The sequence below is a fragment of the Allobranchiibius sp. GilTou38 genome, assembly GCF_017565325.1.
GTDB classification, from domain to species: Bacteria; Actinomycetota; Actinomycetes; order Actinomycetales; family Dermatophilaceae; genus Allobranchiibius; species Allobranchiibius huperziae.
In genome coordinates this window covers 697,522-716,891 of the sequence record NZ_JAGEKN010000006.1, presented here as the reverse complement: position 1 = coordinate 716,891, position 19,370 = coordinate 697,522, and the positions used below count along the sequence as shown (strand labels likewise).

Below are 19,370 nucleotides of genomic sequence, written 5' to 3'. Positions count from 1 at the left end.
CTACGGTCGGTGCCCGGCGCACCCAGGTTCAGTGCAGCGGGGCGCCGAAGGTGCCGTCGTGGAAGACCTCGTCCAGCGGCCGGCGGGCACGGGTGCGGGTGCTGCCGCTCGGCCGGTCCTCGGCGGCGTAGCCGAGTGCGACGACGCCGACCAGGTGGTGGCCCTCGGGAATGCCGAAACGTGCCAGGACGGTGTCGGTCCGGTCGGCCGGCACCCCGAAGAAGAGCGCGCCCAGCCCCTCGTCGACCGCGCCGAGCAGCATCAGCAGCGCGGCCATGCCGGTGTCGACGTCCCAGTAGGGGACCGGCCAGGGCGAACCTGCCACGCCCGAGCGCGCCTTGTCCGGCTCGGCGTAGCGGCGCAGGTAGCGCGACCTGTCCGAGCAGCACAGGATCAGCACGGGCGCGTCGGACACTCCGTGCAGCCAGCCGTCGGTGGGCGCGTCAGGGTCGGATGTGGCCGCCCAGTACGCCGCCCGGTCGGCGTCGTCACGCAGCACCACGAAGTCGAACCCCTGGCTGAACCCGGCACTCGGCGCCCGCAACGCGAGCTGCGCCACTCGTCGCAGCACCTCGGGCGGGACCGGTCGGGTGGCATCGAATCGCCGCACCATCCGACGCCGCAGGATGGCTTCGCGCAGTTGCACCGCCGTCAGTCCGTGCGGCCGGGCGAGGTGGACGACATCGACGAGGACGATGAGTCGGGCGCCGACTTCAGGTCGGGGAAGTCGGACTCCCAGAACTCCGCCGGTCCCGACCGCCGCGCATCGGGCGCGCCGGTGCCGTGCTGATCCTGCTCCCGGGCGCGCAACTCGACCCGGCGGATCTTGCCGGAGATCGTCTTGGGCAGCTCGGCGAACTCGATCCGCCGGATCCGTTTGTACGCCGCGAGGTGCTCGCGCGCGTACGTGAGGATGTCGAGCGCGGTGCGCTCGTCCGGTGCGTGGCCCGCGGCGAGGACGACGTACGCCTTGGGCACGGCCAGACGGGTCGGATCGGGCGACGGCACCACGGCCGCCTCGGCCACCGCCGGGTGCTCGATGAGCACCGACTCCAGCTCGAAGGGGGAGATGCGGTAGTCCGACGCCTTGAACACGTCGTCGGAGCGGCCGACGTACGTCACGTAGCCCTGCGCGTCCCTCACGGCGACGTCGCCGGTGTGATAGACCCCGCCGCGCATCGCCTCGGCAGTGCGCTCGCGGTCCGCGTCGTAGCCGACCATCAGTCCGACAGGCCGGCCGAGCGGTCCGTCCAGACGCAGGCAGATCTCGCCTTCCTCGTCGCCGGTGTCGGCGCCGGAGGCCGGGTCGACCAGGACCACGTCGTAACCCGGCAGCGCCCGGCCCATCGACCCGGGCACGACCCGCTGGCCGGGGGTGTTGCCGATCTGCGCGGTCGTCTCGGTCTGCCCGAACCCGTCGCGCACGGTGATCCCGAGCGCGGCGCGCACCTGCTCGATCACCTCGGGATTGAGCGGCTCGCCCGCGCCCACCATCTCGCGCAGCGACAACCGCTCGCGCCAGGGCGCCAGGTCGCTCTGCACGAGCATCCGGTAGACGGTGGGCGGCGCGCAGAACGTCGTGGCGCGCTCCTGCGCGAGGGCCCGCAGCAGACCCTGCGCGTCGAACCGCGCCTGGTTGACCATCAGCACCGTGGCGCCGGCGTTCCAGGGTGCGAAGACGCAGCTCCACGCGTGCTTGGCCCAGCCGGGCGAGCTGACGTTGAGGTGCACGTCTCCGGGCTGCAGACCGATCCAGTACATCGTCGACAGGTGCCCGACCGGGTACGACGCGTGCGTGTGGGTGACGAGCTTGGGAGCCGCCGTCGTGCCCGAGGTGAAGTAGACGAGCATCGGATCGTGCGCGCCGGTGACGGCCGCGGGCGCGGACCCTGCGTACGACTCGCTCTCGGAGTAGGAGCGCCAGCCCTCCGGGTGGCCGTCGCCAACGGCGATCCGGGTGAAGTCGCCGGGCACCCTCTCGAACGCGTCCGCCGCGTCGGCCCTCACGATGGCGTGCGCGACGACGCCGCGGTCGATCCGGTCCCGTAGATCCGCCGGGGTGAGCAGCGTCGCTGCGGGGATGGTGACCGCGCCCAGCCGGATGCACGCCAGCAGGCTCTCCCACAGCTCGACCTGGTTGCCCAGCATCAGCAGCACCCGGTCACCGGGGCCGACGCCGAGCGACGCCAGCCAGCCGGCCACCTGCTGAGAGCGTCGGGCCAGCTGTGCGTAGGTGTGGCTCGTACGGCGGTCCTCGCCGTCGCTCTGATCGACGATGGTCAGCGCCGCCCGATCGCGCGACTCCGCCTCCGTGGCCAACACGTCGAACCAGTCGGTGGCCCAGTTGAAGCGTTCGAGGCGTGGCGGCGAGTAGCCTGCGATCGCGGCGTCGTAGTCGGTGCGGTGGGACAGCAGGTGATCCCGCGCAGCGCGGAAATCGTCTGCCGGCGTAGCGATAGGGTGCTGGCTCGTCGACGGCATATGTGAATGTAACCAACGTCACGCGCCGGGCGCAGCGAGGTGCACCAACCGATCGGGTGCCTTCGGCGTCTCAAGGGACATGACCACCATCTCCCTCCTGGCGCCCGCCGGCGTCCGGTCGCGGCGACACACGCGTGAAGAGGGGAGGGCGACGGTGGTTCGGGGGGCATCAGCGACCGACGCGGCGGTGCGCGAGGTGTACGACGCGCACTTCGGTCGACTCGTTGGATGGGCGACGTCGTTGGTGGGGGACCGTGATCTGGCGCACGACTTCGTCACGGAGGCGTTCATCCGGTTGATCAACCACTGGGGCCAGGTCGCCGAGCCGCGGCCGTGGCTCTACACGACGGTCGCCAACCAGGTCCGCGACCACTGGCGCAAGCGGGGCCGTGAGGCGGCGGCGTACGACAAGTTCACTGCCGGGCGACCCGTCGACATCGACGTGGCGGCGCCCGAACCCGATGTCGCGACGCGGTTGACCGTGCGCGACGCCGTGGAATCCCTGCCCGGGCGACTGCGGATGACGGTGCTGCTGCACTACTACGCCGATCTGTCGGTGGCCCAGGTCGCCCGCGAGCTGGGCAAGTCCGAGGGCGCAGTCAAACGAGACCTCTACGACGGCCGCAAACTGCTGGCTGAGCATTTGAAGCAGGTGCGATGAGCAACCACGACCGGTACGACACCGGCGACGACCACCGCGAACCGGCGTACGACGACGACCCGGTCGCGCGCTTCTTCGGCGCGCACCGCTCGTCGGTGCGACCCGAGGCCGCCGGTGACCTGGACTGGGCCCGGATCACCCGGGCCGCCCGGCGCCGGCGCCCGCACCGTCTCCTGGCCGGTGGCGTGGCAGCCGCCGCGGTGGCGGCCATCGCCGCGTTCGGGGTCTGGACCGCGCAGACCCCGCAGTCGAACGCCCCGGCCATGGCCGGTGGATCGACGACGAGCTCGTCGGGCGCGCCCCAGGCGAGCGGCCCCGCCGGCGCATCCGATTCACCTGGCTCGTCCGGCTCATCGGGAGGGCGGTCCGGCACCCTGCAGCCGCAGCAGCAACAGAGCGGGACGCCGACGTCGCCCGGTGGCCAGTCGCAGTCGCAGGCGCAGGCACAGCCTCGTCTGGCGCCGCCGGACAGCTTCGTCACCTGGTCGCTCAGCAACGCCGGCGACAACGTGGTCTACGATCTCGGGTCCAGCACCTGCGGGGGCTTCACCTGTCCGGTGCTGCTGCGCTCCGGCGACAACGGCACGCACTGGTCCTCCGTGCACACCTTCGACGCATCCCGCTACTCCACTCCGGTCGGGCCCGGAGCCAGTCGCATCCAGGCCGATGACCAGTTGCGCGACGTCCGCTTCGTGACGCCGACCATTGGATACGTCTTCGGCGGCGACCTGTGGGTGACCCACGACTCGGGAGCGAGCTTCTCCCGGGTGGCCCACCCGGGCCGTACCGTCCTCGACGTCGAGGCGTGGCACGGCGACCTGCTGGTCCTCACCGCCGACAACTGCGCCTCCTCGACGTGTGACGGGTCGGTGAGCGTGACGCGGATGGACACCTCCGCCGACACCGTGCCGCAGGCCGCGTCCTCGACTGCCGACCTCACGGCGCCGATCGTGTCCGGGCAAATCGTGGTCCGCAACGGCATGGCCTACCTCTCGCTCACCAGCGCCTCGGGGTCGCCGCTGCCCCCGCTACGGCTGACCGGCGACACGCTGGAGCCGATGTCCGCAACGGACGCATGCGCCGGTACGCCGCTGCAGGCCATCACCCCGTCCTCCACCCTCGACCACCAGCTCTTCGCACTGTGCGACCCGGTGCCCAGCGGATCGCTGACGGCCTACACGCTGGTGCACAGCACCGACGACGGGTCGACCTGGACGAAGGTCTCGACCGGGGCATTGCAGCTGCCCACCGGCGCTCGGCCGGACCTGGCATCCATCGACGCCGATCACGTGGCCGCCTCGGCCGGTCCGACCGATACATCGGGTGGGGCCGCGACCGTAGGAGCGGGGTCCCTGGTCGTGTCCACCGACGGCGGCGCCACGTTCACGGCCAAGGACGGGCCGCTCAACCTGGGCACGAGCGGGATCGACTGGATCGCCAGCCCCGGCGGGAGCCAGTACTACGCGATCACCCTGAACGGCGCGGGGTACTGGTGGTCCAACGACGCGGGGGCCACCTGGAGGCTCGTCGATCCGGTCGGCTGACGTGGGAAGCTGACCGAGTGAGCGACGGGGACCCGCGGCCGCCGGGCTATCCCTCCCACTGGGAGGCCGATGTCGTCCTGCGCGACGGCTCGATCGGGCACGTGCGCCCCATCCGGCCGACCGATGCCGCCCTGATCCAGGAGTTCCACGAGCGGCAGTCCAAGGAATCGATCTACCTGCGCTTCTTCGCACCGCTGCCGCACCTGTCCGACCGCGACGCGCACCGTTTCGCGAACGTGGACCACCACGCCCGGGTCGCCCTGGTGATGGAGGCGGGCGAGCAGCTGGTGGGCATCGCCCGCTACGACCGCGTGGGTGACGCACCGCCGCGTGCCGAGGTCGCCTTCAACGTGGCCGACGACTTCCAGGGCCGCGGCGTGGGATCGGTGCTGCTCGAGCACCTGGTGGCCATCGGCCAGGAGGGCGACATCGAGGAGTTCACCGCCGATGTACTCCCGCAGAACCGCAAGATGCTCGGCGTCTTCTCCGAGGCCGGTTTCGAGGTGCGTCGTCACTTCGACGACGGGGTCGTGGCGCTGTCCTTCCGCATCGAGACCACCAGCCGCAGCCGGGAGGTGCTGGAGGCCCGCGAGCACCGGGCGGAGGCCCTCAGCGTGGCCGCGCTGCTGCACCCCACCAGCGTGGCGGTGGTCGGTGTCGGCTCTCGCCCGACCTCGGTGGGCCGGGAGATCTACGAGCGGCTGGTCGGGCAGGGGTTCACCGGCACGGCGTACGCGGTCAACAGCAACCCGCACCGTGAGGTCGAGGGTGAGGTCTACGCACGGGTGAGCGACCTGCCCGGACCGGTCGACGTCGCGGTGATCGCGGTGCCGGTCGGCGGGGTGCTCGAGGTGGCGCGGGACTGCGCCGCGCACCGGGTGAAGGCGCTCATCGTGGTGTCGGCGGGTTTCGCCGAGGTCGGGGAGGAAGGCGCCGCGCTGCAGCGCGAACTGCTCCAGGTGGCGCGGCGGGGCGGTATGAGGGTGGTCGGCCCGAACTCCTTCGGGATCATCGACACGCGCGAATCCGTGCGGATGAACGCCTCGGTGGCGCCGGACATGCCGGAGGCCGGCGGGTTCGGCCTCTTCGCGCAGAGCGGCGTCCTCGCCATCTCGGTGCTCGCCTCGGCCGGGCGTCGCGGCCTGGGCCTCAGCGACTTCGTGTCCGCAGGCAACCGGATCGACGTCTCCGGCAACGACATCATGCAATTCTGGATCGATGATCCGACCACGCGCGTCGCCGGTCTCTACCTGGAGTCGATGGGCAATCCCCGCAAGTTCTCCCGCATCGCCCGACGGCTGGCGCAGGAGAAGCCGGTCATCGTGATCAAGTCCGGCACCTCGGTCTACGGCGTCCCGCCCGGTCACCGGGTGCGCGACACGACCGTCGGTCCCGAGGCGTTCGCCCAGATGCTGCGGCAGGCCGGCGTAATCCGGGTCGAGAACCTGCACCAGTTGCTCGACGTGGCCCAGCTGGTCGTCGATCAGCCGCTCCCGGGCGGCACCGGCGTCGCGGTCGTCGGAAACACCGTGTCGCTGGGCGCGCTCGCCGCGGACGCGGTCGTCAGCTGGGGCCTGGACGTGGTGCACGGTCCGCGCAGTGTGCCGCCGGACGCGTCGGGCGCACAGGTCGAGCAGGCCCTGGAGGAGGTCTTCGCCGACCCGGACGTGCACAGCGTGGTCGCGTGCTTCCTGCACGCGAAGACCGAGCCGAGCATCGCCTCGGCGACCGCGCTCGCACAGGTCGCGGCGCGGCACCGCAAACCCTGCGTCGCCACCTTCGTGGGGATCAACGAGGTGCGCGCGGCCCTGGCGTCCGGCCGGCGTACGACGCCCGACGGCGAGGTCACCCCGGTGATCGTGCCGGCGTACAGCACTCCCGAGGACGGGGTGCGCGCGCTGGCCGCCGCCACCCGGTACGCCGAGTGGCGGGCGGCCGACCACGGTGAGCTGGTCACCCCCGAGGGCATCCACCGCACCCGCGCCGATGCGGTCGTCGACGCCGTGCTGGCCGGGTCACCGCAGGGCCGCGCGTTGCAGCCCGGCGAGGTGCGCGAGCTGCTGGCGGCGTACGGGATCGAGGTCTGGGAGACCGTGCCCGTCGACTCGCCGGCCCGTGCCGCCGCGGCGGGGGCGCGACTGGGCTTCCCGGTCGTGGTCAAGTCGACGTCGCCCATCGCGAGCAGCCAGCCCATCGCGAGCGTGCGGCTGGACCTGCACAACCGCTCCGCGGTCCGCGCGGCCTACACGACCCTCGACGACCGACTGCGCCCCCTGCACGCCAACCGGCTCGTGGTGCAGCGGATGGCGACGCCGGGGATCCCGTGCGTGATCTCCTCGGTGGAGGACCCGCTCTTCGGCCCCGTGGTGAGTTTCGCGCTGGCTGGGCCGCCGCGGGAGGTGATGGGTGACATCGGCTACCGCATCCCGCCCCTGCGCACCGGGGACGTGCGGGACCTGATCGGATCGGTGCGCGCCGCGCCTCTGCTGCGCGGACACGGAGGTCGCCCGCCGGTCGACCGGGTCGCACTGGAGGACGTGATCGCGCGGGTCTCGATGATCGCGGAGCAGATGCCCGAGGTCGTCTCCCTGGAGCTCAACCCGGTCAACACCCACGAAGACGGGATCGAGGTCCTGGGCGCGAGCATCACGGTCGCGCCGGGCGCGGCACGGACCGATCGCGGACGGCGCGCACTGGCCTGACCGGTCGTCGTACGGCACGCGTCCCGGCGGCCGCGGTGCAGTACCGATGCTTGGGAGGCAGGCCCGCAGGGGTGAGAGGATGCCCCAATGTCCTATGCCGGTCCCCGCAGTGACGCGCTGCCCGAATCCCTGCTCTCCGACATCGACACCTCGGGCTACTACCCGGCGCTCGTGAGCGATGTGGTCGCCACCGCGCTCGGCGACGACACCGTGGTGTCCCACCTGGTGCACGCGGAGACCACCTTCGACAGCGAGACCGTACGCCGTCACGTCACCGTGCTCGTCCTCGCGCCGCACCGTCTCGTGGTGGTGCACGCCGATGACCACGCGCCCTCTGCCGACACGCCCGCCGAGCACCTCGGCGCGGTCGCGACGGCCACCTCCGAGACCATCCCGCTCGGGAGGGTCCGCGGGGTGATGCTCGCGCACGTGGTCTCCGCGCCCGAGGACTACCGGCCCGGCAGCCTCGGCCGCGAGATCACCCTCAAGCTGGGGTGGGGCACCGTCGCGGCGATCGACATCATGCCCGCGCAGTGCGCCGACCCGCAGTGCGAGGCCGACCACGGGTACGAGGGCACCATCGGCGACGACGACATCACCTTGCGCATCACCGGAGAGGTCGACGGCGACGACACCCTGGAGCAGGCCAAGCAGTTCGCCGCCGTCCTGTCCCGCGCGCTCGGACAGCCCACCAGGTGACCTTCCCCGCAGCCGTGCTCCCGTCGTACGACGAGCGCGGCCTGGTCGGAGTGCTGCCCCGGCTCGTGGCGTCGCTGGGCGTGCGGCTGCCGGGCGAGCCACCCGTAGCGCCGCTTCCGCCGGCACGCCGCGCCGTCGTGGTGCTCGTCGACGGGCTGGGTTGGGAGCAGTTGCGTGCCCGGGGTGGGCACGCGCCGTTCCTGCGTCGTGCCCTGGCCGGGGCAGCGGAGATCGCCGAACCGCTGACGGCCGGTTTCCCCTCGACCACGGCGACGAGCATGGGCGGCTTCGGGACCGGATGCGGACCGGGGGTGCACGGGCTGGTGGCCTACCAGGTGCGGGCGCCGGGAGCCCGCTACGTCTTCAACGAACTGACCTGGCAGGGCGGTCCCGATCCCCTCGAATGGCAGCCACGCCCGACGGTTTTCGAACAGGCGACGGCAGCGGGGGTGCACGTCACGATGGTGGGGCCGGACCACTTCGACGGCTCCGGCCTGACGACCGCGGCGCTGCGCGGTGCCCGGTTCGTGGGGAAGGAGGAGTTGTCCGGGCGGGTCGACGCCGCGCTCGCCGCACTGCGCGCCGCACCCGTGGACGATCCCGCGCTGCTCTATCTCTACTGGGGCGAGGTGGACAAGGCCGGTCACGTGCACGGGTGCGACTCCTGGCAGTGGGGTGACGAGCTGGAGCTGCTCGACCGGGAGCTCGCGAGGCTGCACGCCGCGCTGCCGCCCGGGACCTCGCTGACCATCACCGCCGACCACGGGATGGTGGACATCCCCGCCGACGCCCGCATCGACGTCGTTCACGATCCCGATCTGCGCGACGGCGTACACCTGGTCGGCGGCGAGCTGCGCGCACCTCAGGTCTACTGCCTGCCCGGTGCCGCCGACACCGTACTGGCCGCATGGCGTGAACGGCTCGCGTCGTCCGCGTGGGTGCTCAGCCGTGAGGAGGCCGTGGCCGCAGGGCTCTTCGGGCCGGTGCTGGACCGGGTGCTGCCGCGCTTCGGCGAGGTCATCGTGGCGATGCACGCGCCGGCCGGGGTGTTCGACAGCCGGGTGATGACGCCTCGGGTGTCGGGTCTCGTCGGCCAGCACGGGTCGCTCACCGCGGCCGAACAGCTGGTGCCGTTCGTGCACCTGACCGCCTGAGGGTCTGTCGGCGGGACTCCGCGTCTCTGGCGAGGGTGCTGTGTGGGCCCTCGTGGACGTCGGAGCGTCTGCCGCTGCCGCACACCGGCACCGCATGGACTCTTGTGCGACGGAGTAGGGGTCTCTGGCGGTCGTCTGGGGCCGAGCGGGCCGCAACGCGGGGGAGGCGGCCAGCTGGTGGGTCGGAGGGCTGTCGCCGTTTAGGGTGGTGGACCGTGGCTGAGCTGGTCTTCTTCTCCGGGACGATGGACTGCGGCAAGTCGACCCTGGCGCTGCAGATGGAACACAACCATCGCGCCCGCGGTCACGACGGGCTGGTCTTCACGCGGCACGACCGGGCGGGCGAGGCGGTGCTCTCCAGTCGACTCGGGCTGGCCCGTGAGGCGCTGGAGGTGAGCGACGGACTCGACTTCTGGGATGTCGTCGTCGAGCACGCCACGCACGGTCGCGACCTACGCTTCCTCATCTGCGACGAGGCGCAGTTCTACACCTCCGAGCAGGTCGAGCAGCTCGCCCGGGTGGTCGACGAGATGGACATCGACGTCTACGCGTTCGGAATCACCGCCGACTTCCGCGCGCAGCTCTTCCCAGGGTCGAGACGGCTGATCGAGCTCGCCGACCGGGTGTCGACCCTGCAGGTCGAGGCGCTGTGCTGGTGCGGGCGCACAGCCACCCACAACGCGCGCGTCGTCGACGGTCAGATGGTGGTCGAGGGCGACCAGGTCGTCGTCGGCGACGTCGGTGAGGTGAAACCGGGCGCACCGGAGCGCCTCGTCGAGTACGAGGTGCTCTGCCGGCGGCACTACATGCGACGGATGACGTCGTACACCGCGCGCGTCACCTCCCAGCACCCGCTGCCGTTCGAGGCGGAGGTCTCCGCCCTCTGTCCGTTGCCCACCCTTGCCGCGCACGGCGCCACAGAATCGACGCCGCGAGCCGCCGGGGAGTGACACCGGTGCGGGGGATGATGTGGGCATGAACGAGCCGGGACCCGACGACGCGCGGACCCTGCCGCTGCCTCGGGCCCCTCGGCCTGACCGGACCCGGCCCGTCGACCGCTCGGACGGGCGGGCGACGTCGAGGTCCGGCCCCCTGCGCGACGGGTCGCCGCACCGTCGGGGTGCGCAGGGGCGCCGAGGGGACGCGCACGCGGACGAGACGTACGCCGACGGTGCCGGCGCGGAACACGGACACCCGCCGCGCGGGCGGGCGGCCAAGGCGGTCGGCCGGGGCGCCGTACGAGGGGCGGCACTCCTCGGCCGCGGCAGTGCCGGATTCGGCCGCGGGTCCTATCGGCTGGCGCGCCGGGCCAGCCAGGCGCAGGGCGCGGGCGAGACGGGCCTGTCACGGCTGATCGAGGTGCACGCCTTCAGTTCGGCCGGCGACGCCGCCGTGACGGTCGGCCTCGCGGGCACGGTCTTCTTCGCCGGCAGCAGCAGCCAGGCGCGCGGTCACACCCTGCTCTTCCTGCTGCTGACGATGCTGCCGTTCGCTGTCGTCGCGCCCCTCATGGGACCGCTGCTCGACCGTTTCCGGCACGGTCGACGCTGGGCGATCGGAGCGACCCTGGCCGGGCGAGCGTTCCTCTGCTGGGTGCTCGCGCAGGCGGTCGACGCCGATTCACTCTGGCTCTTCCCGGTGGCTATGAGCGTGCTGGTGGCCTCGAAGGCCTATCTGGTGACCCGTTCCGCGGCCGCGCCCAGGCTCCTGCCCTCGCAGCTCACTTTGGTCAAGGCCAACGGGCGTCTGTCGCTGGCCGGTGTCGTCGGCGCGGCGATCGGTGGTGGGATCGCCGGCCTCGCCACCAAGCTCGGCGGCCCTGCCTGGTCGCTGCGGGTCGCGTTCGTGCTCTTCATCATCGGCACGGTGCTGGCTGTCCTGCTCTCACCGCGGGTCGACTCCAGCGAGGGCGAGAAGCCGGCGTCGATGGTCGATCTCGCGACGGGAGAGAACGTCGTACGACGGGGCGTGTCCCACGACGTGGTGCTCGCGCTGCGCGCGAACGTCGGCCTGCGCTGGTTGTCCGGATTCCTGACGATCTTCCTGGCGTTCCTCATGCGCTCCCACCCGTTCCCCGGGTGGGAGCACCGCACCAACCTGCTGCTCGCCCTCGTCGTCGGCGCCGCGGGCGTCGGCAACGCACTGGGCACGGTGATGGGCTCGCTGCTGAAGTTCGCCGCGCCGCGGGTCATCGTGCTCGTGACGCTGCTCGCGGATGCGGTGGCGATCGTCGCCGCGGCCGTGTTCTTCGGGCTGCGGGCCGCCGTCCTGGTCGGGCTGATCGCGGGCATCGGTCAGCAGCTCGGCAAGCTGGCTCTGGACTCACTGATCCAGGACACCGTGCCTGAACACATGCGCACCAGCGTCTTCGGCCGCTCCGAGACGCTGTTGCAGCTGTCGTGGGTCGTCGGCGGCATCGTCGCGGTGGTCATCCCGAACAACGCCACGGTGGGCATGGTGCTCGCCGCGACGGTGCTGTTGCTGTGGGTGACCGCGGTGCTGATCTGGCGCAGCGGTCGCGACCTGCCGCGGGTCAGTCTCGGCCGCGCCGGCCGCCGAACATGATGTCGTCCCAGCTCGGCACGCTGGGCCGACCGGATCGCGCGCTGCTCGGACGACGGGGCGGGGCGGCTGAGGGCGTCTCGTCCGACGGCACGTCGACCGTCGGCTCCTCGGCCTGATCGCCGGGCGCCTGGTCGTCGCGGTCGGGGGTCGCCCCCGACGTTTCTGACGCCGGGTCGGGGGCACCCGGTGCGGCGCGGTCGCTGTCATGCAACGCGTCGACCGCCGTGGCCCCGTGCCCGATGCTCGCGTCGGGCAGGTGCCGGACATCCTCGGCGTCCTCAAGCGCCCCGGCATCCTCACCGCGCTCGGACTCGGCGGTGTCGTGGGTGTGCTCGGAGTGTCGAGAGTGCTCGGGATCGGTGGTCGGCGCGGTCGCCTCGAGGTGGTCGGGGCCGGGCACCGGGGCGGCGGTCTGCGGGCGCTCGGCATCCGCGACGGCAGAGTCCTCGTCACCGAGGCCCGAGGCGGACCCGGACTCGTCCGGGCGCAGAGCGACCGCCCCGAAGAGGTCCACGGTGCCGGTGACCGGGTCGTGCCCCAGGTCGTCGACCGTCGGTGCCGCCGGCGTCTCGTCCGGCGCGGCTCGGTCCGCTCGGTCGGCCTCATGACCGGTCTGCCCGGGCTGCTGCACGGGCACCGACCGGGGCTCCGGGTGCGTCGACCGAGTGGCCTGCGATCCATCGGAGAGGGACTCGATCGGTGGCACGTCGACCGGCGTGCGACCGGAGCGGTTGCGCGAGCCTCTCGTACGTCGGCCGCGCGAGCGGGCCTGCATGGCGGACACCAGATCGACTGCTCCCGCAGAGGTCGCGGAGGCCGCGGATGCGGATGATCCGGCGGATGTGGACGCGCTCGCGGACGCGGGTGAGCCGGAGGGAGCCCCGGGCTCGGACACCCCGCCCTCGGCCTCGACGTCGAACACCTTCACCGGTGCGACGGGTGCGGGGATCGGGCCACCTGCGGCTCGCTCGTCCTCCCCGAGCCAGCGGGCCTCGTCGTCGACGGCGTTGAGCGAGCGGGTGGCGGCACGGAACAGCCAGGTCGCCTCGCGGGTACGGCCGCCGGCGCTGAACCGGCACACCACGACCCAGCCGCGACCCGCCGTGCGGTGTGCGTCCCAGGCGACGGTGTCGCCGGCGACGCCGCGGTCGTGCAGCCGTGCGGCCACGCGCTGTCCCACGGTCGCTGCCGTGTCGGTCGTGCTGGCGCCGACGGGGAGATCCTGCGCGAGACCGGCGATGTAGGAGCGCTCGGCCTCGATGGGCGCCGCGTAGCGCTCCACCTTGGCCTGGTCCCACCCGGCGGCCGCGGCGACATGTCCCACCGAGTGGCCCGCGCGCAGCAGCTCCTGCACGGCGCGCGGGGTGACCAGTTCGCCGGGAGGCAGGTGGGGCAGGTCGCCGATCGGCGCAGTGGGTTGATCCGGCACGAGGCTCACCGCACGGGCCGCCGTGGCTGGGGCCGGGGCCGCACTTCTGCCCGTGCCCGGCTGCGTGCCCTCGGCGCGAGGCGCATTGCCGCGAGACGACTCTGCCTCGGTCGTCGGTGCAGCCACCGTTGCCGCGGTGACCGACTCACGCACCCGGTCGTCGACCGACAGCCGGTAGCGTCCGCCCTCGTCGTCGACCAGCTGCAGGTCGGCGCCGTCGACCCCGGTCACCTTCAGGTCCCGCATCGCTTCGTCCCGCCTCTCGATGTCTTCTGGTCCGCAGGATGTCACGATCGGCGACGGCTGTCGGCAAGGCCACGCCGACCTCCCGGACCGCGCGCGCGACGTGCGCGGCAGACTGGCCCGATGAACGTTCCCAGCGACGGCCCCGAGTCGTCCCACCCGGAGGAACCGGTCGCTCCTGCGGCGCGGCCCCTTCCGGAAGCGGTCCCCGCACCGGTCCAGCAGCCCGAGCCGGGCGGCGTGAGCGAGGAGGTGCTCGCCGCCGCGACCGAGCCGGTGCCCGACCCGGGTCCGCAGGAGGAACTCGCCGCGATGGTGCCGTACGACGCGGTCGTGCTGCTGTCGTTCGGCGGCCCGGAGGCACCGGAGGAGGTCATGCCGTTCCTGCGCCGCGTGACCGCAGGTCGCGGCATCCCCGACGAGCGGCTGGAGTCGGTGGCGAAGCACTACTACGACTTCGGCGGAGTCAGTCCGATCAACGACCAGTGCCGCGCGTTGCGCGACGCCCTGCACGGCGAGCTGCGCCGCCGCGGCATCGCGACGCCGGTGCTGTGGGGCAACCGCAACGGCGAGCCGTTCCTGGTCGACACCCTGCGCGAGGCGTACGACGGGGGAGCCCGCCGGGTGCTGGTGATCACCACGAGCGCGTACTCCTCCTACAGCTCCTGCCGGCAGTACCGAGAGGACATCGCCGCCGCCCAGATCGAACTGCAGGACGAGGGCCTCGAGCTGGCCGTCGACAAGATCCGCCCCTACGCGACCCACCCGAGCTTCTCCCGGGTCAACACCCGCCTCGTGACCGACGCCGTCCGCGCATGCGGTCAGCCGGACGACGAGAAGCTGCGGGTCGTCTTCGTGACCCACTCGATCCCGGAGGCGATGGACGACACCTCCGGTCCCGGCGACGGTGAGGGCAGCCTCTACGAGCATCAGCACGACGAGATCGCGCACGTCATCCTCGACGAGGCGGGGATCACCCTGGACCGCGACCTGCACGGGGCGCTCGTCTACTGCTCCCGCTCAGGTGCCCCCGGGCAGCCGTGGCTCGAGCCGGACGTCAACGACCACCTGCGTGAACTGGCCGCCAAGGGCGTCACGGACGTCGTCGTCGCGCCGATCGGCTTCGTCTCCGACCACATGGAGGTCAAGTACGACCTCGACACCGAGGCGCGCGCGACCGCCGACGAGCTCGGCCTGCGGATGACCCGCGTGCCGACCGTCGGGGTGGACCCGGAGTTCGTGAGCGGGCTGGTCGATCTCGCCGAGGAGCGGGCCGCCCAGGCGCGCGGCGAACAGGTGCTGCTGCCCGCGTGGCCGGGTGCCGCGATGCCGTCGGTGTGCGCCGCGGGCTGCTGTCCCAACCTGCGCACGCCCAAGCCGGCCGCGTGCGGGAGCGACTGATGACGACCGACCGTCCGCAGCTCGGCCACCCCGAGCTCGCCACCCTGGAGCAGATGGCGTGCGACCTCGCGATGTCCGCGGGGCGCCTGATCGTCGACGAGCGGCCCCGCGGGCTCGGCGTGGCGGCCACCAAGTCCAGCGACACCGACGTGGTCACGGTGATGGACCAGCGCAGCGAGGCGTTCCTGCGTGAACGCCTCGACCAGGTGCGTCCCGACGACGGCCTGCTGGGCGAGGAGGGTGCCCAGCACGAGGGCAGCTCGGGTATCACCTGGGTGGTCGACCCCATCGACGGCACCGTCAACTACCTCTACGAGATCCCGGCGTACGCCGTGTCCGTCGCGGCGTGCGTCGGCGACGTACGGCAGGGCGGGGAGTGGAGCACGGTGGCCGGCGCGGTCTACAACCCGGTCACCGACGAGCTCTTCCACGCCCACGCCGGCGGTGGCGCGTTCCTTCGGCGACGCGGCGACGTGCAGTCGCTCTCGGTGAGCGGGGAGAAGCATCTCGCGAAGTCGCTGGTGGGCACCGGCTTCGGGTACGAGATCGCCAAACGCGAGCGGCAGGGCGCGGTCGTCGCCAGCTTGATTGGGCAGGTGCGCGACATCCGCCGGATTGGCAGCGCCGCCCTCGACCTGTGCTCGGTGGGGGCGGGCCGTCTCGATGTCTACTACGAGTCGGGCCTGAATCCTTGGGACCAGGCCGCCGGCCAGCTCGTCGTCACCGAGGCCGGAGGCGTGGTCGTCGGCAGGGGTGACGGACCCCCGGACAAGGACCTCGTCGTCGCTGGTCCAGCCCCTCTGGTGGCCGCCCTGAAGAGCGTTCTGAAGGTGTAGTCGCCACCGGGAATGACCCCGGTTGGCCATGCGTTCAGCGGGTAGGTAACAATTCCTCCGCCCGTCAGCGAAGTTCACGGGCGAGCGCATGAGCATCAGAGAGGGCATGGCATGGCGACTGACTACGACGCCCCACGTAAGACCGACGACGACCTGAGCGAAGACTCGATCGAAGAGCTGAAGTCGCGCCGCGTCGACAAGAACGCCGCGAGCGTCGATGTCGATGAGACCGAGCAGGCCGAGGGCTTCGAGCTGCCCGGCGCGGACCTGTCCGGCGAGGAGCTGTCCGTCCAGGTGATCCCGCGTCAGGCGGATGAGTTCACCTGCTCGCGCTGCTTCCTCGTGCACCACCGCAGCCAGCTGGCCAGCGACGCCGACGGAGTCCTCGTCTGCAGCGAGTGCGCGGCCTGAGCGCTTCGTGAGCGCCGTCCCGGTCCCGATCCGCAGGCTGGATCCGGGACTCCCGCTCCCGTCGTACGCCCGCCCGGGCGACGCGGGGGTGGATCTGCACGCGCGGATCGGCCTGACCATCCCGCCGGGGCACCGGGCACTGATCCCGACGGGGATCGCCATCGAGCTGCCCGACGGGTACGCCGGATTCGTGCACCCGCGCTCCGGCCTCGCGGCCCGGCACGGCATCACCATGGTCAATGCCCCGGGCACCATCGACTCCGGCTTCCGCGGCGAGATCCAGGTCAATCTGATCAACCTCGATCCCCGCGAGTCGTTCTCGTTCGACCGGGGAGATCGCATCGCGCAGCTGATCGTCCAGCGCGTCGAAGAGGTGCAGTGGAGCGAGGTGGACGTCCTGGGCCCCAGTGAGCGCGGCCAGGGCGGTCACGGTGCGTCCGGCGGTTTCACCAGTCCGCCGGCGCGGGATACGGTGCGCTGACATCAGTTCGAGGAAGGGAAGTTGGACCCGTGGGGATCTTCCGCCGCAAGGCGCGTGAGGACGGGCCGACCGCGTCCGGGCACGACGATGACGCGGCGTCGGCCGAGGTCGAGTCGGACGACACCGGAGCAGAGGACGTCGAGGCGACGGATCTCGCGTCGGAGACCGACTCCGTCGGCTCCGATGTCGGCGACGCGGACCTGAGTGACGCCGGCGACGACGAGGCCGACGAATCGCACCACGAGATTCCCGGTCGCCTGCCGCGGCCGCACGACCTGGATCGCAGCAAGGGCCCGTTCGACCGCTCGGAGGTCAAGAACCTCGACGACCGGCTCGACTTCGGCGCACTCGCGCTGCGTCCGCTCGCCGGCATGGAGTTGCGCCTCGACGTGGACCAGGAGGCCGGAAACATCACCGGCATCACTGCCGTGTTGGGCGAATCGGCCTGCCAGGTGCAGGTGTTCGCAGCACCCAAGAGCCGGGGCATCTGGGATGACATTCGCGACGAGATCGCCGACGGGCTGATCACGGGCGGTGGGTCGGCTATTGAAGAGCTCGGTCCGCTCGGCATCGAGCTGGCCGTGCGCATCCCGGCGCGCGGCAACGACGGCCGTACGACGTACTCTGCCGCGCGCTTCGCCGGCGTCGACGGACCGCGCTGGTTCCTGCGCGCGGTCTTCTCCGGTGCCGCAGCGACCGACGCGGGGGCAGCCGCCACGTTGGTGGACTTCGTGCGCGACACCGTGGTGCTGCGCGGCAGCGAAGCGCGGGCGCCGCGGGAGCTGCTGGAACTGAAGGTGCCCGATGCGGTGGCCGAGGCCGCCGAGGAGGAGGATGCTCCTCGTACGCTCGATCCGTTCGAGCGAGGGCCTGAGATCACGGAGGTGCGCTGATGGGCGCAACGGCGACGATTCGCGAGGCGGCGCGCCGATTCAGCAGGTCGTCGGCCGCCATCGAGCGCGACGAGCTGCGTGAGGCCGCCACCAAGCGGGGCGGCACCCCGATCGAGGCGTGCTGCGACCGTCAGATCGCGGGCTGTTGCGGCACCGTTCGCTACACCAGCCTGCGTCCGCGCACCGATTCCGTGCCGGCGTTCGTGGTCGGTCTGGACGACGGCACCCGGATGATGCAGCTGGTCTGGCTGGGCCGCCGGAGCATCGCCGGCATCGAGCCGGGCGTCTACCTGACCGTCAAGGGCCGGGTGCTGCACCGTCGTGGCATGCCCACGATCTTCAACCCCGAGTACGAGATCAAGCCCGCCGTCGAGGTGGACTGACCCGGCTGATCCGACGCACCGGGCATCCGGCCGGGCGACACAGCGAAGGGCACGCTCCGCGGAGCGTGCCCTTCGCAGTGTCGCCGAATCGCCGCAGGCTCAGGTGCTCTCGTGGGAGACGGTGCGCACGTCGGCGATGTCGCGTCCGGTCATCGCGGCACCGAGCGCCGCCTCGGCGTCGGCGGTGGCGAGGAAGAGCAGCTCGTCAAGACCCTCGATGGGCTCGGTCCGGGTAGGCACGATCGGCCGCTCGTCCCGGATGATGCCGACCAGCACGCAGTCCGGCGGTAGGTCCAGCCCGCCCACGGTCTGACCGACGGCCGGGCTGTCGGACGGGATGGTGATCTCGACCATCGTCGCCTTGCCCTGCTGGAACTGGAAGAGGCGCACGAGGTCGCCCACGCTGACGGCTTCCTCGACGAGTGCGGTCATGATGCGCGGGGTCGACACCGCGACGTCCACACCCCACGCCTCGTCGAACATCCACTCGTTCTTGGGGTTGTTGACGCGTCCGACCGTGCGCGCGATGCCGAACTCGGTCTTCGCGAGCAGCGAGACGACGAGGTTGACCTTGTCGTCACCGGTCGCGCAGACCACGACGTCGCAGTCCTGCACCTGCGCCTCCTGCAGCGTGCTCATCTCGCACGCGTCGGCGAGCAGCCAGGACGCGTCCGGGACCGACGCGGTGCGGTCGTCCTCCGCGTACTTGTCGATGAGCAGCACCGCGTGCCCGTTGTGGATGAGTTCGCGGGCGATCGAGCGGCCGACACTGCCCGCTCCGACGACGACGACGCGCATGGTGGGGAACTCCTACAGATCTGCGGGTCGGGGTGAGGTGAGGGTTTTCTCGATCTCCGGACGACGGTCGCGCTCGGCGAGGACCTGCAAGAGGTCGCCTTCCTGCAGCACCGTGTCCGGGTCGGGCAGGCGGCCCTCGCCGAGGCGGGTGAAGTACCCGACGCGGGCGCCGGTCTCGCGCTCGATGACCCGCAGCGGTGTGCCGACCCAGCTGATGTGCGGGCTCAGATCGAGCAGGCTGATGCGGCCGCTCGGGTCGGTGTGCAGCGGGATGGCGCCCTGCGGCACGAGCCGGCGCAGCACCTGGTCGGCCGTCCAGCGGACGGTGGCGACGGTCGGGATGCCGAGACGCTGGTAGATCTCGGCGCGACCCGGGTCGTAGATGCGCGCGACGACGTGCTCCACGTCGAAGGTCTCGCGAGCGACACGCGCGGCCAGGATGTTGGAGTTGTCGCCGCTGCTGACCGCGGCGAACGCGTACGCGTTGCGAATGTCCGCCCGCTCGAGCGTCTCACGGTCGAAACCGACTCCGGTGATGCGCGATCCGGCGAAATTGGACCCGAGACGACGGAAGGCTCCCTCGTCCTGGTCGATGATCGCGACCTCATGCCCGTGCTCCTGTAGGCCGATGGCCAGCGTGGAGCCGACCCGGCCGCATCCCATGATCACGAAGTGCACGCCGAGGACGC

At 71.8% G+C, this 19,370-nt stretch carries 18 protein-coding genes; 13 read left to right on the top strand and 5 right to left on the bottom strand.

The annotated features are described in order from the left end of the window. Nucleotides 1-28: 28 nt before the first annotated feature. On the bottom strand, nucleotides 29-646 hold the full coding sequence (locus JOB34_RS08475) for a nitroreductase family protein (RefSeq protein ID WP_233761522.1): 618 nt from the start codon (nucleotides 644-646) through the stop codon (nucleotides 29-31). A gap of 5 nt (nucleotides 647-651) precedes the next feature. Further along, entirely contained in the window at nucleotides 652-2,481 is a 1,830-nt protein-coding gene (locus JOB34_RS08470) for an AMP-binding protein (RefSeq protein WP_243757721.1), read from the bottom strand. 154 nt (nucleotides 2,482-2,635) lie between these two features. Here JOB34_RS08470 and JOB34_RS08465 point away from each other — a divergent pair, with 154 nt between their 5' ends. From JOB34_RS08465 to JOB34_RS08440, 7 genes are all read left to right on the top strand, one after another. Further along, nucleotides 2,636-3,142, top strand: coding sequence for an RNA polymerase sigma factor (locus JOB34_RS08465; RefSeq protein ID WP_208052254.1), 507 nt, complete (start codon nucleotides 2,636-2,638; stop codon nucleotides 3,140-3,142). Then, nucleotides 3,139-4,686, top strand: a complete 1,548-nt coding sequence (locus tag JOB34_RS17510) for a hypothetical protein (protein WP_243757719.1) — start codon at nucleotides 3,139-3,141, stop codon at nucleotides 4,684-4,686. The genes JOB34_RS08465 and JOB34_RS17510 overlap by 4 nt, the downstream gene beginning before the upstream one ends. A 17-nt stretch (nucleotides 4,687-4,703) precedes the next feature. Beyond that, the gene (locus JOB34_RS08460; RefSeq protein WP_233761526.1) at nucleotides 4,704-7,388 is read left to right on the top strand and encodes a bifunctional GNAT family N-acetyltransferase/acetate--CoA ligase family protein; all 2,685 of its coding nucleotides are present in this window, start codon (nucleotides 4,704-4,706) and stop codon (nucleotides 7,386-7,388) included. Between the two features lie 87 nt (nucleotides 7,389-7,475). After that, the gene (locus JOB34_RS08455) at nucleotides 7,476-8,087 is read left to right on the top strand and encodes a DUF5998 family protein (protein ID WP_208052252.1); all 612 of its coding nucleotides are present in this window, start codon (nucleotides 7,476-7,478) and stop codon (nucleotides 8,085-8,087) included. Beyond that, nucleotides 8,084-9,241 (top strand): alkaline phosphatase family protein, encoded by a 1,158-nt coding sequence (locus tag JOB34_RS08450; RefSeq protein WP_347813784.1) that lies wholly within the window; start codon nucleotides 8,084-8,086, stop codon nucleotides 9,239-9,241. Before JOB34_RS08455 ends, JOB34_RS08450 begins: the two co-directional genes overlap by 4 nt. A gap of 215 nt (nucleotides 9,242-9,456) precedes the next feature. Next, on the top strand, nucleotides 9,457-10,191 hold the full coding sequence (locus JOB34_RS08445) for a thymidine kinase (RefSeq protein WP_208052251.1): 735 nt from the start codon (nucleotides 9,457-9,459) through the stop codon (nucleotides 10,189-10,191). Between the two features lie 25 nt (nucleotides 10,192-10,216). Then, a complete protein-coding gene (locus JOB34_RS08440; RefSeq protein WP_243757718.1) occupies nucleotides 10,217-11,806 on the top strand; it encodes an MFS transporter in 1,590 nt (529 codons plus the stop codon). Here the strand turns inward: JOB34_RS08440 and sepH are convergent. After that, on the bottom strand, nucleotides 11,775-13,481 hold the full coding sequence (gene sepH / locus JOB34_RS08435) for a septation protein SepH (RefSeq protein WP_208052250.1): 1,707 nt from the start codon (nucleotides 13,479-13,481) through the stop codon (nucleotides 11,775-11,777). The genes JOB34_RS08440 and sepH overlap by 32 nt on opposite strands. Nucleotides 13,482-13,790: 309 nt before the next feature. Between sepH and JOB34_RS08430 the strand changes: the two genes are divergently transcribed. From JOB34_RS08430 to JOB34_RS08405, 6 genes are all read left to right on the top strand, one after another. After that, entirely contained in the window at nucleotides 13,791-14,879 is a 1,089-nt protein-coding gene (locus tag JOB34_RS08430) for a ferrochelatase (protein WP_208052427.1), read from the top strand. Then, nucleotides 14,879-15,715 (top strand): inositol monophosphatase family protein, encoded by an 837-nt coding sequence (locus JOB34_RS08425; protein WP_208052249.1) that lies wholly within the window; start codon nucleotides 14,879-14,881, stop codon nucleotides 15,713-15,715. Before JOB34_RS08430 ends, JOB34_RS08425 begins: the two co-directional genes overlap by 1 nt. A gap of 111 nt (nucleotides 15,716-15,826) precedes the next feature. Next, complete coding sequence (locus tag JOB34_RS08420; protein WP_208052248.1) at nucleotides 15,827-16,126, top strand: DUF4193 domain-containing protein; 300 nt, start codon at nucleotides 15,827-15,829, stop codon at nucleotides 16,124-16,126. A 7-nt stretch (nucleotides 16,127-16,133) separates the two neighbouring features. Then, nucleotides 16,134-16,607 carry a dUTP diphosphatase gene (gene dut, locus JOB34_RS08415; protein WP_347813783.1) on the top strand — a complete coding sequence of 158 codons (474 nt, stop codon included), beginning with the start codon at nucleotides 16,134-16,136 and terminating at the stop codon, nucleotides 16,605-16,607. Nucleotides 16,608-16,636: 29 nt separating this feature from the next. Beyond that, entirely contained in the window at nucleotides 16,637-17,500 is an 864-nt protein-coding gene (locus JOB34_RS08410) for a DUF3710 domain-containing protein (RefSeq protein WP_208052246.1), read from the top strand. Next, nucleotides 17,500-17,883 (top strand): OB-fold nucleic acid binding domain-containing protein, encoded by a 384-nt coding sequence (locus tag JOB34_RS08405; RefSeq protein ID WP_179481313.1) that lies wholly within the window; start codon nucleotides 17,500-17,502, stop codon nucleotides 17,881-17,883. Before JOB34_RS08410 ends, JOB34_RS08405 begins: the two co-directional genes overlap by 1 nt. 99 nt (nucleotides 17,884-17,982) lie before the next feature. Here JOB34_RS08405 and JOB34_RS08400 read toward each other — a convergent pair whose 3' ends face one another. Continuing rightward, complete coding sequence (locus JOB34_RS08400) at nucleotides 17,983-18,681, bottom strand: TrkA family potassium uptake protein (protein WP_179481311.1); 699 nt, start codon at nucleotides 18,679-18,681, stop codon at nucleotides 17,983-17,985. Between the two features lie 12 nt (nucleotides 18,682-18,693). Next, a complete protein-coding gene (locus JOB34_RS08395; protein ID WP_208052245.1) occupies nucleotides 18,694-19,359 on the bottom strand; it encodes a TrkA family potassium uptake protein in 666 nt (221 codons plus the stop codon). Between the last annotated feature and the right edge of the window lie 11 nt (nucleotides 19,360-19,370).

Excerpts from the sequence above, each read along its gene's own strand:
- JOB34_RS08470 (WP_243757721.1), bottom strand. The coding sequence starts at position 2,481 with ATGCCGTCGACGAGCCAGCACCCTATCGCTACGCCGGCAGACGATTTC.
- JOB34_RS17510 (WP_243757719.1), top strand. The coding sequence starts at position 3,139 with ATGAGCAACCACGACCGGTACGACACCGGCGACGACCACCGCGAACCG.
- JOB34_RS08455 (WP_208052252.1), top strand. The coding sequence starts at position 7,476 with ATGTCCTATGCCGGTCCCCGCAGTGACGCGCTGCCCGAATCCCTGCTC.
- JOB34_RS08440 (WP_243757718.1), top strand. The coding sequence starts at position 10,217 with ATGAACGAGCCGGGACCCGACGACGCGCGGACCCTGCCGCTGCCTCGG.
- sepH (WP_208052250.1), bottom strand. The coding sequence starts at position 13,481 with ATGCGGGACCTGAAGGTGACCGGGGTCGACGGCGCCGACCTGCAGCTG.
- JOB34_RS08430 (WP_208052427.1), top strand. The coding sequence starts at position 13,791 with ATGGTGCCGTACGACGCGGTCGTGCTGCTGTCGTTCGGCGGCCCGGAG.
- JOB34_RS08425 (WP_208052249.1), top strand. The coding sequence starts at position 14,879 with ATGACGACCGACCGTCCGCAGCTCGGCCACCCCGAGCTCGCCACCCTG.
- JOB34_RS08420 (WP_208052248.1), top strand. The coding sequence starts at position 15,827 with ATGGCGACTGACTACGACGCCCCACGTAAGACCGACGACGACCTGAGC.
- JOB34_RS08405 (WP_179481313.1), top strand. The coding sequence starts at position 17,500 with ATGGGCGCAACGGCGACGATTCGCGAGGCGGCGCGCCGATTCAGCAGG.
- JOB34_RS08400 (WP_179481311.1), bottom strand. The coding sequence starts at position 18,681 with ATGCGCGTCGTCGTCGTCGGAGCGGGCAGTGTCGGCCGCTCGATCGCC.